This window comes from Streptomyces sp. NRRL F-5727, assembly GCF_000719555.1.
Taxonomy (GTDB): Bacteria; Actinomycetota; Actinomycetes; order Streptomycetales; family Streptomycetaceae; genus Streptomyces.
The window spans coordinates 1-13,865 of the sequence record NZ_JOGX01000076.1 but is presented as its reverse complement, the minus strand read 5'-3'; the positions used below and the strand labels follow the sequence as shown (position 1 = coordinate 13,865).

13 protein-coding genes are annotated in these 13,865 nt (G+C 70.5%); 6 read left to right on the top strand and 7 right to left on the bottom strand.

The window, feature by feature from the left end:
- Nucleotides 1-110: 110 nt before the first annotated feature.
- The 3 genes from IF73_RS0132765 to IF73_RS0132755 all read left to right on the top strand — a co-directional run bounded on the left by IF73_RS0132765 (nt 111) and on the right by IF73_RS0132755 (nt 3,500).
- Complete coding sequence (locus tag IF73_RS0132765; protein WP_031014173.1) at nt 111-611, top strand: hypothetical protein; 501 nt, start codon at nt 111-113, stop codon at nt 609-611.
- A 16-nt stretch (nt 612-627) separates the two neighbouring features.
- Nucleotides 628-2,895, top strand: a complete 2,268-nt coding sequence (locus IF73_RS0132760; protein WP_031014172.1) for a DUF6571 family protein — start codon at nt 628-630, stop codon at nt 2,893-2,895.
- A gap of 68 nt (nt 2,896-2,963) precedes the next feature.
- Nucleotides 2,964-3,500 (top strand): hypothetical protein, encoded by a 537-nt coding sequence (locus IF73_RS0132755; RefSeq protein WP_031014171.1) that lies wholly within the window; start codon nt 2,964-2,966, stop codon nt 3,498-3,500.
- Between the two features lie 183 nt (nt 3,501-3,683).
- Here IF73_RS0132755 and IF73_RS0132750 read toward each other — a convergent pair whose 3' ends face one another.
- From IF73_RS0132750 to eccB, 7 genes are all read right to left on the bottom strand, one after another.
- Nucleotides 3,684-3,980, bottom strand: coding sequence for a WXG100 family type VII secretion target (locus IF73_RS0132750; protein ID WP_031014169.1), 297 nt, complete (start codon nt 3,978-3,980; stop codon nt 3,684-3,686).
- A gap of 62 nt (nt 3,981-4,042) precedes the next feature.
- Nucleotides 4,043-4,405: a WXG100 family type VII secretion target gene (locus tag IF73_RS0132745; RefSeq protein WP_031014168.1), complete on the bottom strand. Its 363-nt coding sequence runs from the start codon at nt 4,403-4,405 to the stop codon at nt 4,043-4,045.
- A 110-nt stretch (nt 4,406-4,515) separates the two neighbouring features.
- The gene (locus tag IF73_RS0132740; RefSeq protein ID WP_234338409.1) at nt 4,516-5,805 is read right to left on the bottom strand and encodes a S8 family serine peptidase; all 1,290 of its coding nucleotides are present in this window, start codon (nt 5,803-5,805) and stop codon (nt 4,516-4,518) included.
- A 38-nt stretch (nt 5,806-5,843) separates the two neighbouring features.
- Nucleotides 5,844-7,589: a hypothetical protein gene (locus IF73_RS41275; protein ID WP_031014166.1), complete on the bottom strand. Its 1,746-nt coding sequence runs from the start codon at nt 7,587-7,589 to the stop codon at nt 5,844-5,846.
- 6 nt (nt 7,590-7,595) lie between these two features.
- Complete coding sequence (locus tag IF73_RS38210; protein ID WP_037881246.1) at nt 7,596-8,045, bottom strand: hypothetical protein; 450 nt, start codon at nt 8,043-8,045, stop codon at nt 7,596-7,598.
- A 220-nt stretch (nt 8,046-8,265) separates the two neighbouring features.
- Nucleotides 8,266-9,522 carry a type VII secretion-associated serine protease mycosin gene (mycP, locus tag IF73_RS0132725; protein WP_031014164.1) on the bottom strand — a complete coding sequence of 419 codons (1,257 nt, stop codon included), beginning with the start codon at nt 9,520-9,522 and terminating at the stop codon, nt 8,266-8,268.
- The gene (gene eccB, locus IF73_RS0132720) at nt 9,519-11,045 is read right to left on the bottom strand and encodes a type VII secretion protein EccB (protein WP_031014163.1); all 1,527 of its coding nucleotides are present in this window, start codon (nt 11,043-11,045) and stop codon (nt 9,519-9,521) included. Before eccB ends, mycP begins: the two co-directional genes overlap by 4 nt.
- A 181-nt stretch (nt 11,046-11,226) precedes the next feature.
- Here eccB and eccE point away from each other — a divergent pair, with 181 nt between their 5' ends.
- The 3 genes from eccE (at nt 11,227) to IF73_RS0132705 (ending at nt 13,709) form a co-directional block, all read left to right on the top strand.
- Nucleotides 11,227-12,588 carry a type VII secretion protein EccE gene (gene eccE, locus IF73_RS0132715; RefSeq protein ID WP_031014162.1) on the top strand — a complete coding sequence of 454 codons (1,362 nt, stop codon included), beginning with the start codon at nt 11,227-11,229 and terminating at the stop codon, nt 12,586-12,588.
- On the top strand, nt 12,585-13,304 hold the full coding sequence (locus IF73_RS0132710; protein WP_031014161.1) for a hypothetical protein: 720 nt from the start codon (nt 12,585-12,587) through the stop codon (nt 13,302-13,304). Before eccE ends, IF73_RS0132710 begins: the two co-directional genes overlap by 4 nt.
- A gap of 171 nt (nt 13,305-13,475) precedes the next feature.
- Nucleotides 13,476-13,709, top strand: coding sequence for a DUF397 domain-containing protein (locus IF73_RS0132705; protein ID WP_031014159.1), 234 nt, complete (start codon nt 13,476-13,478; stop codon nt 13,707-13,709).
- Nucleotides 13,710-13,865 lie beyond the last annotated feature (156 nt).

Sequence of the window (13,865 nt, the reverse complement as noted above, 5' to 3'; positions counted from 1 at the left end):
AGGACATGGGGCGGGTGAAGATCCACGGCGCACGGCGCGAGTCACCGTACCGGGCGCCCTGCGCCTGATCGCTTCGCAAGAGCTCTGCAAGGCCAAGAGAGGTGACGTCCATGGCATGGGACGAGTGGGAACAGCTGAAGTCGTCGGCAGCCGACCGGGAATCGGCACGGATGCAGCTGAACGGGCTGCCGCCCGAGGACCGTCCGAACGCCGGCAGCGCGTCGGGCGGGTTCCTGAAAGTGAGCCAGCAGGATCTGGCCGCGATCGGGAACGAGGCGTTCAAGCTGTACAACCGGCTGTGGAAGGAGGCGCGGGTCCCTTCGACGGACTCGACGGCGTCCGACCTCAGCTCGCAGGGGTTCGCGCTCGGCGGGGCGCTGTCGCACGTGTCACTGCGGTGGGACAAACAACTGGGGTCGGTGATGGACGCCTGCGCGCTGATCTCCAACCACATGGACTTCACGCAGAACGCGCACGCGGGCGACGAGATCTTCATCGAGCGGCACGTGAGCAGCATCCAGACCCTCGACGCGGGCTTCGACGACGACTGGGCCAAGGCCGGCAAGCCCAACGAGATCTACAAGCCGGACACGAAGTCCGAGAAGGACTGAGGACGGGGATCGACTGATGGACTTCGAAGCACTGCATTCGGCGAACTTCAAGCTGCTCGACGACACGGTCGGCGACTGGACGAGCATGCTGAGCAAGCTGGAGGCACTGAAGAAGGACGCGCACGACGGACTGCACAAGAAGGCGCTCACGGCCGACTGGGCCGGCGACAACGCCGTGATCTCGCGCGAGTTCGTGGGCAAGACCGCGGGCGAGTTCGGTGACGCCGTCACCCAGGCGACGTCGATCCGGAACATCATGCAGGACACCCGGGACGAGCTGAAGGCCCAGCAGCGCCTGTTGAAGGACGCGATGGAACGCGGCCGGGGGAAGAACCTCACCGTCACCGTGAAGGGCGGAGGATTCACGGTCACCGAGAACCCCGACAAGAAGGCGCCGAACGGCCAGGCCGACGTCGACGCGCTGGCGAAGGAGCTCCAGGGCATCCTGAACACGGCGACCGAGATCGACAACAGCGCCGCCACGGCCCTGAAGGCACTCGTCGACCTCACCGACCACGGCTTCTCGGACGCGAAGTACGGCGACCGCGACTCGGCGGTCAACGCGGTCAAGGAGGCCGAGAAGCTGGCGGCCATCGCGGGCAAGAAGCCCGAAGACCTGACGACGGCCGACTTCGACGCGCTCAACGCGGGCCTGAAGAAGTACGCCACCGATCCGATCTTCGCCGAGCACTTCGCCACCACGCTCGGCCCCAGGAAGACCCTCGACTTCTGGGCGGGTCTCAGCCAGCCCTACGAGCACCCCGAGCTGAACCACGATCGGCACAAGCAGTTCGGCGAGCTCCAGAAGAACCTGAGCCTGACCCTCGCCGCCGCGACGCAGGCGGACACGCCCGAGATGTCGCGCTGGAAGTACGAGATGGTCAACCTGGGGGATCAGCCGGTCGGCAAGAACAGCGTCAGCCAGGGCTTCCAGGTGATGAGCAACCTGATGCGCTGGGGCAACTACGACGACCAGTTCCTCAAGGACTACGGCACAAAGCTGATCGACGCCGAGAAGAAGTACACGCACAACGGGCAGCACGTCTCCATGATGTGGCAGCGCATGGGCATGGACCCGAACCTGAACCACACGGGCACCGACTCCGGCAACGACCCCATGACCGGCTTCCTGGCGGCGTTGTCCAACAGCCCGGACGCGGCCACGGACTTCTTCAACGCGGACTTCGTCACGAAGGACGAGGACCACGACTTCAAGGAAGAGGACGGCAAGAAGGAGAAGCGCGCGCTGACCAACTTCGACTACCTCTTCGAAGAGCGCGACTGGCCGCAGGAGACCAACGACAAGGGCAAGGACAGCACCGAGGGCCGCAACAACCTCGCGATGGCCCTGGAGGCGGCGACCACCGGGCACCCCGCCGGCCAGATGCCCACGGAGGAGACCCCACCGCACAACAAGGACCAGGCGGAGCTCATGCAGCGGCTTGTCGCCTCGGTCTCGGACGATCCGGAGCGGCTGACCAAGCACAGCTACATGTCGGACAGCATCGGCCAGATCACCTCCGAGTACCTGCCGGACATCAACCGGGCGATGTCCGACGACAGCCGCGGCAACACCGACAAGTTGTTTCCGATCGCGGGTACGCCGGCGGAGCTGGAGCACTCCGACGTCACCCGGCTCCTGGTCACGTTGGGTCAGGATCCCAAGGCCAACGCGGCAGTCGAGGTCGGCCAGGCCGCGTACCTGGGCGGCCTGATGGACTACCACCTGAACCCGAACACGCCGGAGGACCAGCGGTACCCGCAGTCGCCGCAGACCACGATCGAGGACATCTCACGCAAGTCGGCCGAGATCAGCGGCACCCTGGCGGTAGGCCGGCAGGAGGCGATCGTCGGCCCGGCGGCCAAGGAGGCCAAGGACTTCGCGGACTCCGTGGCGCAGCAGAAGAACGCCTGGTCCGGAGCGATCGGCACGGGCATCGGCGTCGGCGTCAGCTTCGTCGCGACCCCGGTCGGCGGAGCGATCGCCAGCGGTGTCGCCGGCACGGTCAGCTCGGTGGTCCTGGAACACATCTTCCAGCAGGCCGAGACGGACGTGCTGAAGGACGCGGGCAAGAAGGCGGGCGACCTGTGGCAGCAGAGCAGGGAATCGACCTTCGACATGAACCAGCTGGCGGCCCAGGAGGCGGCGAAGGCCCACAACCTGCCGTACGCGGACCAGGTCGCGGACTGGGCCAAGCGCGGAGGCGAGAACGGCTTCAGCGACGCCTCGGACAATGCCCGTCACATGGCCGACGAACTGGAGACCGAGATCCAGCCGGGCTGATGGCCCTCCCCCTCGGGGCCGCGCCGCCTTGGGGCGCGGCCCCTCTGCCACCGACCAGAAAGCACGTGATGAAGCACGCAAAGGCCGTGGTCGCCGTCGCACTCGCCCTCCTCGTCTCCGGGTGCACCCAACCGGAGGAGGAGAAGCGAGCCTTCGAAGTCCCGGACTCCCTGTGCGGCACACCGATCCCCGCCGAGCTGCTGTCACCCGTTCTTCCCGCGAGCGGCGAGAAGATCACGGAGGAGCAGAAAGTCGGAAACGGCTACTTCAGGTGCACGGTCTCGGTGAACGGCAACAGTGCCCTGAGCGCCAGGTGGGAATGGTGGGACAAGGGCACGCGAGTGACGAGGGTGGCCGGGTCCCAATGGGGCGTCAGGCTCGACGAGCACGTGAGCGACGACGGAACGTACACCTACGCCGACAAGGGTGGCGTCAGCCGCGTCACGTGCCCTGAACCCAGCGTCCCCCGCCGCAAGACCGAGAACGACCTCTTCGCCCAGATCTACATCTCGGACTACGGCCGCCCCGACGAAGCAGCCATGGAGAAGCTCATCCAGGCGTACGCGAAGGCCCTGTCGGCCTCGCCCGAGTGCGTGCAGAAGTAGCAGCGGAAGTGGATGCGGGACAGGCTGCGTACTTGCGCAGCCTGAGGGGCTGCCAGCCGGTACCCCGTGGCCCAGCAGAAGCACGCGTGTACGCGAGTAGGGCGGGGCCGCGGGGTCCGGAGCACGCGACAGGGTGGGCGCCTCCCGTGCACGCCCACCCTGTTGCCGTCGTACGGCTTCGCTTTAGAAGTAGCCCGCGGCGCGCTTGTCGCCCGCCTGGTAGGCCGGGGCGGCCTGGCGGACGGCCTTGGAGATGCTCTGCAGGGCGTTGTGGATCGCCCGCGTCTCCTGGTCCCACTTCGCGTGAGCGCCGTCCGCGGCGGTCTTCGCCTCACCCTCCCAGGTGCTGGAGACCGAGCGGATCTTCGTCTGGATGGCCTCCAGGGCCTCGTCCAGACGCTTCGCCTGCGCGTCGATCTGGTTCGCCGCGTCGTCGAGCGACGCGTACGTGACGAGCATGATGCCGTCGTTGGCAGCCATGTTCCCTCCGTTTTTCGGTGGTGTCGTTCAGGTGGGGTTGGTGCGGGGGCTCCGACCGGAGGTCAGAGGCCGGCGATGCCCGAACGGGCGGCCTTCTCGGCACCCGCGTCGCCGGAGAAGCCCGCGGTCACGTCGACGCCGCGCAGGGCCGCCTCGACCTCGTCGTCGGTGTTGCTGGACGTGGTCCGGGTGACCTGGATGGCCTCCTGGAAGTTCAGCATCAGCTTGGCGATCCGCACCATGCCCTGGTTGATCTCGGTCTGCTTGGCGTCGAACGCGCCGGCGCCGATGCCCTTCCAGCGGCCTTCGAGGCTGTCGATGACGCCCTGGAGAGCCGAGAGCTGGCCCTTCACGTCATCGAACTTGCGGGTGAGCTCGTCCTGGAAATCCTTGAGACTCTGATCGCCAACCTTCAAGACTGACATGTGTCGCTCTCCCTTTCTCGGGTTCTCTCTCAACGAGGCTGCGTCCGCCCGTTCGCGGCGCGCAGTTCGGTATGTGTGGGGCTGGGGCCGGAGCGTTCGCCGGCCGGAGGTCAGGCCGTGCAGCGCTTCCGGGCGATCACGACGCCCACGCCCGCGAGGACGACCACGGCCGCGACCGCGCCGATGATGATCCCCGTCTTACCGCCGCCGTCCTCCGCGCTCGCCGCGCTCTCGGTGGAGCCTGCCACAGCGGAGCCGGACGTCGGCTTGCCGTCGGGGGCTTGTGTCGAAGCTGTTGCGGAGGGGGCGGTCGAGGCGCCCTCGGAGGTGGTGGCCGAGGGGGCCGTGGAGGGGGTGGCGCTGCCTGCGGCGGCGCCGCCCGTGGGCTCGTTGGTCAGGGGGCTGATGTTCGGGTCGCCCGGGTTGCCGATGCCGCGGTTGATATGGGCATTGGGGCGGATGACGCCGTGACCGGCCTTGGTGCTGACCGTGCCCGGCTTCCAGTCGTCGCCGCGACCCGCGGACTCGAACATCGCGCGAAGGACCTGGTTTCCGGTCCAGTCGGGGTGCGCGGACCAGATGAGGGCGGCAGTGGCGGAGGCGAGGGCTGAGGAAAAACTGGTGCCGTCGCTCAGGCAGTACTTTGAGAGGCTCTTGTCGCAGTACCCGGGAATCTGACTGCCCGGTGCGGCGAGGTCGATGGCTTCGCCATGCTGCGAGTAGTCGGCCACGACGCCGTCACGAGTGGTTGCCGCGACAGCGACGACTTCGGGATAGCTCGCCGGGTACTGCTTCTTGTTGCCCTTCTTGGCGTTGTTGCCCGCACCGGCGAAGACCAGCTTGCCCTTCTTCTGGGCGTATTGCAGGGCTTCCCGTTCCTCTTCGCTGTAGTAGTCGCTGGCCATGGAGATGTTGATGATCTGCGCTTCGCTGTCAGCCGCGATCTTGATCGCTTCTTCCACGTCGAAGGCGTTGACGGCCTGCTCGTTCTGCAGCTCGGTGTTACTCACCCGGTAGGGAATCACTTTTGCGTCCGGTGCGAGCCCCCTGAGACCGCCTTGCGCCCCGGAGCCGACGATGACCTCCGCGATGGTTGTGCCGTGGCCGTCGTAGTCATCCGTCTCGTCACCCTCGGCCTCGGCAGCGTCCCAGCCCTTGAGGACCTTGCCCTTGAGCGAAGGTCGGTCCGGGTCGACTCCGGTGTCGATCACGGCGACCGTGATGCCTGCGCCGGTCGTCTTCTTCCAGATGTCCTCGGCGCCCATGGCATCCAGGTACCACTGCTGCGACCGCGCATCGGCAGCGACTGCCGTCGGAGCGACCCCGACGAGCGCTGTCGCCAGCACCACAGACGCCGTGGTGCCGAGCAACGCTCGGCGGAGCCTGCCGCCCTCGATCATTCCTGCCGTCATCCTGACTTCCGAGCCTTCCGGGGTGGTTAGTCGATCACCGGCGGCACGGCACCGCGCCGACGGTTGTTCCAGGTCTCTTCGTCTTCCGTCAGGTAGTCGGGACGCGTCGAGCCCTCGCGCTCCTCTTCCTCACGGGCCGGGCGCTGGTTGGCACGGCCGCCCATGCCACGGGGCGTCCCGACCACTCCGTTGGAGCTGGGGGTGCCTCGTCCGGCAGGGCGCGGCGTCGCCTTGGCGTTGTTGCCGCCGACCACGCCGGCCTGGCTGGGACGCGCCCCCGTACGGCCTGCGGCCGCGCCCTCGCTACCGACGACGGTGCCCCTCGGGATCCGGGATCCGGTGCTCCCGCCGGTGGTGCGCTGCGGGGTGCCGCCCACGATGGGGTTGGCCTTGCCGCCGGCCGTACGCCCTGTGACAGGCTGTCCGGCACGACCGACCTGTGGCGTCGCCGACGGACCGCCGGCGCGGCCCATGGGGCCGCTGGTGCGACCAGTCGTCGGGGAACTCGTCGGGCCACCGGTACGGCCCACCGCCGGCGAACCCGTCGGGTTGCCCGGCCTGCCCACCGCGGGGGCGCTCGTGGGTCCCGCTGTACGGCCCATCGCCTGCGGGCCCTTCGGGCCGCCGGCGCGGCCGACGGCCGGCTGGGTCGTCGGTCCGACCGGACGGCTGACGCCGGTCCGGCCGGTGGCGGTACGCGGCCCACCCGGGTTGCCGGTGATCTTGGGTCCGCCGGCGCGCGGCGGGGTGCCGAGCGTGAGCGGCGGAGGCATGCCCGGCCCGGTCGGGGGCGCAGTGTTGGTGGGTGCCGTGGGGGTGGGCGGGGTGTTGGCGATCGTGGGCGGCGGGGGCGTCCGGACCGTGTCGATCTGGACCCTCGTGTCGTCCGACGGCTTCTCGCGGATCGGGTCGGATCCGTCAAGTTCCCCGCCGGTGCGCGGCATCGTCGGAGTGGTGCGGTCCTCAACGGAGCTGATGTGTCCGGAGGATTCCCTCGCCAGACCGTCACGGGAAGAGCTGGAACCCGAGTCCCCGGATCCACCAGGTCCGAAGACGTCTCCGCGGGGCCTTGGAACCGCCGCCTTGTACGACTCCGGCGGCTTCGGCATCTCCTGCCCCGCCAGCGTGCTCTGCGAGACCGCGTAGAACGACGCCAGGCGGTTCATCTGGTTGATGGCCTCCTGGCGGTCCTTCTCCACCTGGACGGCCTTCTGGTACTCCTCCTTCTTCTCGGTCTTCTCCAGCTCCGAGAATTCGGTGGGCTTCCTCTGGTCGGCGCGGGTGTCGCGCGGCGGCTTCGCGTTGCGGACCGAGGTCAGGCCGGTGCTGGCGACCTTCATCTGGGAGCCGGCCGCGTTGGCGACCTTGCCGATGTCCCAGGCGTAGGTGACGACCTCGGAGCCGTACCGCTGGAACTCGACGGCCGCCTCGCCCTTCCACTCGACGCTGCCGATGAAGGTGTTCAGTTCCTTGGCGGCCGCGTTGAGGGACTTCGTCGCCGCCTCCAGCGCCTCGCCGGCCTGCTCCAGGTCGGAGGGGTTGGCGCTGTCGAGGAGGTCGAGCATGTCGTTGAGGCGGGCGTTCTCGAAGGAGGTGGAGCCGAAGACGCTGCCCTTGGAGCCGAAGCCGAAGGGGAAGACCTCGTCCAGCTTCTCCAGGACGTTCGTCGTGGCGTAGACCGCGTGGATGTTCGCGGTGTCCTTCGCCTGCGCCTGCTCCTGGGGCGTCAGGTTCGGCTGCTGAGTCGTGCTCGGATTCTTCTCGTCACTCATCAGTCGTCACCTCATGTTCTTCGCGACGTTGCCGGAGCTCTGGCTCTCCTGCGCGGGCTGCTCCGGCTTCTTGCTCCGCTCCAGCTCCTCGCGCCTGATGGCCTCGGCGCGTTCCTCGCTGAGGCGGGCGCGGATCTCATGGAAGCGGCGTCGCTGCTCGTCCTCCACGTTCTGGTAGCCGACGTCGGCCGCGTGGACGCCGATCTGGAGGAGTTCGATCTGGCCGCTGAGGGACTTCGACAGGGCGACGAGCGAGCTGTGGACACGCTCGTACTCCGTGAAGAAGCCGTCGGCCTCGGCGAAGGCGATCTTCCCGGTGCCGAGCGAGCCGCGTGTCACGCGGTTCTGGCCCAGCTTGGCGGCGCCGCCGGCGCCGCCCTCCAGGTCCTTGATGACTCCGTCGATCCGGTCACGGAACTTCTTCAGTTCGCCGACGCCGAGCTCAAGGTTACTCACTGTCGCACCCGCCCCCGTCACCCGTTACCTCGAACACGAGCCAATCCTCCCCGTTTGCTCCTGCTGTCCTGCATTGCGATCGTGGCGACTCGCCATCCACCGATCACGCGCGTACCACTCTAGTGATTGCGACTGACAGGCCCAAGTCTCTTGTTCGTCACGAGACTTCTACAGTTCGTTTGTCATGATCGACGCTATCAGCCGTGTGCGTCTGCAATGATCACCGGCCCGCCGCCACCGCGGCCCGCCGTCTGCGGTGGTCCCGTACCGCGACCGCTGAGCCCGCGATCGCCGCGACGAGGACGCCGCCGCTGACGACGATGTAGGTCGCGAGGCGGGCGGCGCGCTGTTCCGGGGTCTCGCCGAGGTGGACGGCGGCGGGGGTGGGGGCCTCGGCGCGGGTGACGCCTTCGTCGGCGACGGGCTTCTCGATGGGCCTGTCGTCCTCGGTGAGGGCTCTGACGGGGTCGACGACGCCCCAGCCGACGAGGCGGTCGTGGCCGGCGACGGAGCGTTCGGCGGTCTGCTGGATCTGGGCGACGATCTGCTCCTGCGTCCAGTCCATGTGCGCGCTCTTGATGAGGGCGGCGAGTCCGGCGACGTACGGGGCGGAGAAGCTGGTGCCGTTGTCGGCGCAGTGGCCGCCGCCGGGGACGGTGGAGACCATGTCGACGCCGGGGGCGGCGACGCCGACGAAGTCGCCGGACTGGGAGAACTGGGCGCGTTCGTTGTTGCGGTCCGAGGCCGCGACGGCGAGGACGCCCTTGTACGAGGCGGGGTAGGTGGCCTTGACGTTGCCGCCCAGGCCGTCGTTGCCGGCCGAGGCGACGACGACGATGTCCGCGTCCAGCGCGGCCTGGACGGCCTGTTCCAGGAGGGGGGTGGGTTTCACCGCGTTCGCGGTGTCCTGGGAGATGTTGATCACGTTCGCCTTCTTGGCGATGGCGTGGCGGATCGCCGTCGCGAGCGTCACCGCGGTGCCGTTGCCGTCGGCGTCGTTCTGCTGGATGGGGATGATCGTGGCGTCCGGGGCGAGGCCGACGAAGCCGGTGCCCTTGGCGGGGCGGGCGGCGATGATGCCGGCCACCTTGGTGCCGTGGCCGACGGTGTCGGTGGTGCCGTTCTCCTTGCCGCGCTTCAGCTTGTAGCCGTTGGCGTCCTTGGCGTCCTTCGGGATCAGGTTGATCCCGCTCTTGGCGTCGACGGCCTTGGTCAGCTGGGGGTTCCGGGTGTCGACGCCGGTGTCGATGACGGCGACGCGGACGTTCTTGCCGGTGGACTGGGCCCAGAGTTCGTCGAGTTGGACGCGCTGGAGGGACCAGGGGCGGCCCTCGTACTTCTTGTTCGGGTACGTGCACTGGCCGCCGTCGTCCGCGGCCGCCGGGGAGGCGGTGGCGAGCGGCAGGCCGAGGGCGCAGAGCGTCGTCGCGGCGGCGACGAGCGGGAGGCGCCGGGGCCGGCGCGGGGGCGTCCTCATGAGCCCTGCGGCTGGCGGGCGCCGCCGGTGGAGAGGCGGGGGCCGGTGGGCAGGAAGGTGGACCACTCGGCGGGGATGGGCAGCGGGGTGACGTCCTTGTAGCCGAGGCGGTTCTGCGCCTGCTGCGCCTCCGCCTGGCGGGCCTGCTTCTCCTCCTCCGAGCCGGAGGAGCCGATGCCGGAGTCGTCGGTGGCCGTGTCGCCGTTGGACTGCATCGCGTAGCGCAGGCCGGTGTCGGTGACGAGGAAGAGGAAGCCGCTGGTGGTCGTGGAGCCCTTGAACTGGCGGAAGAGCTGGCCCGATCCGGGGGTGACGTACGCGCTGCTGGAGCCGGTCGGCAGGGTGGCGGGGAAGTCCTTGCCCGCCCAGGTGCTGAGGGTGGTCCTGCCGTTGTCCTCGTCGACCGCGCGGAGCACGTTGCAGACGGTGTTGCGGCTGCCTTCGCCGGTGCCCGCCTCGTTGACGGGCACGGGGGCGGCCGTCGGCCACTTCTTGTCGGCGCCGAAGGCGTCGCCCGGCGACAGGAAGGCGCCGCCGCTGACGCCGGCGGCCTGGCCGTTCTGGCCGAGTTCGACGAGCTGACGGCTGTTGAGCAGCAGCTTGGCGGTGAAGTCGGAGACGGGGGCGACGCGGTCCTGGAGGACGACGTACATCTGCTTCCTGGTGCCGTCGGTCGCGGAGAGGACCATGCCGACCTTGCCGAACTCGGGCGCCAGGCCGTTGACGGCGGCGGCGGCGCCGGGCTCGCCGGGGACGACGGGGAAGGAGATGGTGTCGCCCTTGTGGAGGGTGTTCAGCCACGCCTCGGAGACGCGCTGGGCGGGGCGGCCCTGGCCGACGAGCTGGCGGAGCAGCAGCTCGTCCTTCTCGACGGGGTACGCGGTCCCCTGCGCGTCGACCACGTAGCGGGTGCGGTCGGGGCCCTCGACGTACAGGAGCTGGCCGCCGGTCAGCCGTTCGGGGCCGTCGGTCTTGGCCTCCTCGCGGGCGGCGAGGACGAAGGCGGCCTTCTGGATGGCCCGGCCGCCCTCGCCGGGGCGCTCGCAGACGGCCCAGCGCTTGGCGGCGCCGGCCTCCCCCTTCTCGGGGAGGCGGTCGGGGGCGTACGGGATGCCGAGGGTGGCGCCGTGCGGGATCTTGCCGCTGTCGAGGACCGACTCGGCGACCGTGATGATCTTGTCCTTGTCGGGGTCGAGGAGGAGCTTGGCCGACGACATGTTGAGGACGGGGTGGAGCTGGGTCTTGTCGCCGGTCTTGAGGACCACGTACCGGGTGGTCGACTTGTCGGCGATGATCACGTTCTGGCCGGGCTTGTCCCAGTCCTTGGGGGCGACGGGTTTGAACATGCCCCAGGCTCCGAAGCCGGCGAGGATGACCACGCCGACGATGGCGCCCGGCACCACCGCGCGCAGCGGGCGCGGCGCGCCCTCCTCGGAGCCCGTCGAGTTCGGCTGCACGAACTGCGCGACCAATCTCCGCTTCGCGAAGGTGTAGGCGTTCAGTTCGTCCCGTCGTGATGCCATCTGAAGTGTCGTCCCTCTCCCCGCCGGCCGACCAGGTTGCCACACTCGGCGGGTCCGTCCGCCGTCCCGCCGCCCCCTACTATGCCTGGCGGCACCCGTGTCTCACCGCTCAGGTAGGGTGATCGCCCGGTCAACGCCCAAGGGAATTCGGCTATTACGGACACGAGGGGGCAACGCGGCGATGGGTACGGCGACGCGTGCGCGCGACGGGCGGCGGACCAGCGGCCGGGCGCCTCAATCTTCCCGACGGCAACGCAGCAACGGGGGCGCGGGGGCGCCCGCCGGAGCGCCGGCCCAGGGGGGTCCGGGGGCCGTCCCCGCGACGACGACGCTGCGGCCGCTGTCGCGCTCCGGGCGGATCGGTCCGGTGCAGCTGCGTCAGCTGGTGCTGGTGGAGGCGGCGCTGGCCCTGGTGGCCGTCGGCTTCGTGCTGGGCGGTCTCTGGCTGGTCCCGACGTGTGTCGCCGCCGGTGTCCTCGTGCTCCTCGCGGTGATACGGCGCCGCGGCCAGGCCGTGCAGGACTGGATGGGGACGGCGCTGGCGCTGCGGTCGCGCCGGCGTGACACCGAGCCCTCCGCGCCGGACGCGGACCCGTCGCTCGCCCCGGTGACCGAGAGCGTGCGGGGCTTCGGCGCGCAGCCGTACGTCGACCGCAACCACCGCACGGTGGGCATGCTGGGCGACGGCTCCTTCCTGACGGCCGTGCTGCGCGTCGAGGCGGCCGGTTCCGCGCTGCGGCCGGTCTTCGGCGCCCGCGCCTTCCCGATGACGCTGCTCGGCGACGCGCTGGAGGTCGACGACATCGTGGTCGAGTCGGTCCAGCTGGTGCAGCAGGTGCGGCCCGCCCCGGCGCCGCACCTCCCCCAGCAGTCGGTGGCCCGGCTCTCGTACACCCCCCTCCAGGAGCGGACCGGCGCGCCCGCGCTGCGGCTGACGTGGGTGGCGGTGAAGCTGGACCCGGAGCGCTGCAAGGAGGCGGTCGCGGCGCGCGGCGGCGGCCTGGAGGGCGCGCAGCGCTGTCTGGTGCGGATCGCGGACCATCTGGCGAGCCGCATCACCGGCGCGGGTTTCCAGGCGGTCGTGCTGGACCAGGAGGAGGTCAACTCGGCGATCGCGACGGCTGCCTGCACGAGCCCGCACGCGGCCGCGCGGGCCGGCCGGGCCGGTGCCGCCCCGCAGCGGCGGACCGCCGAGACGTCCCGGGTCTGGCGGTGCGACGACCGCTGGCACACCACGTACGCGATCGGGCGCTGGCCCGAGCTCGGCCGGGGCGCGGCCCCGCTGCCGCGGCTGGTGTCGCTGCTGACGTCGGTGCCCGCGTACGCGACGACGTTCAGCCTCACCGTCCGGCGCGGGAACCGTCAGGGCGCGATGGAGGTCGGCGGCCACGTCCGGGTCACCGGCGGCTCCGACAACGAACTCGTCCGGGTCCGCCGGACGCTGGAGCAGGCGGCGCGCACGGCGAAGGTCGGCCTGCTGCGGCTGGACCGCGAGCAGCTGCCGGGCGTGCTGGCGACGATGCCTCTCGGGGGTGCGCGATGACGGTCCGCGGCGGAGCGGTGAAGGGGCTGCGCGGTCTGCTCGGCCCGCGGCACGCGGGGCACACCGTCCCGACGGCCGAGCTCGGCGCGCTCTCCCTCCCGGTGGGCGACGACGGCGTGGTGATCGGCGAGGACGCCGAGGGCCGCTCGCAGCTGGTGGGCTTCCACCGCTCGACGCCGTACGACGTCCTGCTGATCGGCGGTCTGTGGACGGCGCAGGTGCTGGCGCTGCGCGCGGCCGCCACCGGGTCCCGGGTCGTGGTGGAGACCGGCCGCCCGCACGCGTGGGTGGGTCTGGCGCAGGCGGCGGGCGCGGGCCTTGAGTGCATCACGCTCCACGACGTGGGCCGGGTGCCGCCGCTGGGCGCGACCGTCGGCAGCCCGGCCGTGGTGGTGCGGGACTGCGGCATGCGGCCGCCGCGCGGGCGGGTCGTCTCCTCGCCGTGGCAGTCGGTGCTGACCCTGCTGCCGTACCTCAGCCCGGTCGCACCGCGCCTGATGCGCGCGGCCACGCTCGTCGGCATCCAGCGGGTCTCGCCGCAGGAGGCCCAGCAGACCGGCCGGATCCTGGGGCTGACGCAGACCGAGGTGGACGCCCTGCCGACGCTCGCGGACGGCGTGACACTGTGGTGCGCGGGCAGTGAGCGGCACTGGGTCATCACCAACGCCACGGACGCGGAGTCGGGCCTGCTCGGCACCGCCCGCCGCATGGACTGAACTCCGGACGGGCGCGGGCGACCGGCCGGCCGCCGGTCCGCGATCGGCCGAAGCCGCCCCCGCGCGGGGGCCGTTTCCCTAGTATTTCTCCTGGTGGCGCGGGGCGGGCCCAACTGCCCGGCGCCACGGGACACATGGTCCGCCGACAGGCCGTGAGCGAAAGGAACCCCCATGGGGAGCGCGCAGGAGAAGGACGAGTTGTACGCCCTCGACATCTCGGACGTCGAGTGGATCGGCGCCCCCGGCACCAGCCCGGACGAGGAGCGGGTCGAGATCGCCCATCTGCCGGGCGGGGCCGTCGCCATGCGCTCCTCGCTGGACCACGGCACGGTGCTGCGGTACACGGAGGCGGAGTGGACGGCGTTCGTGCTCGGCGCGCGGGACGGCGAGTTCGACCTGCGCTGAGCGGGAGCGGCCCCTGCCGTCCGCGGCAGGGGGGCCGTGCCGGACCGGCGGTCGGGTGCCCCGAGCGGGGTGCGCGGCCGCCGGTTCGTCGCGTCACGCGTCACCCGTTCGGGCCACCGGCGGGGCGGGTGGGGCGGAGGGGGAACGGGGTGGGTC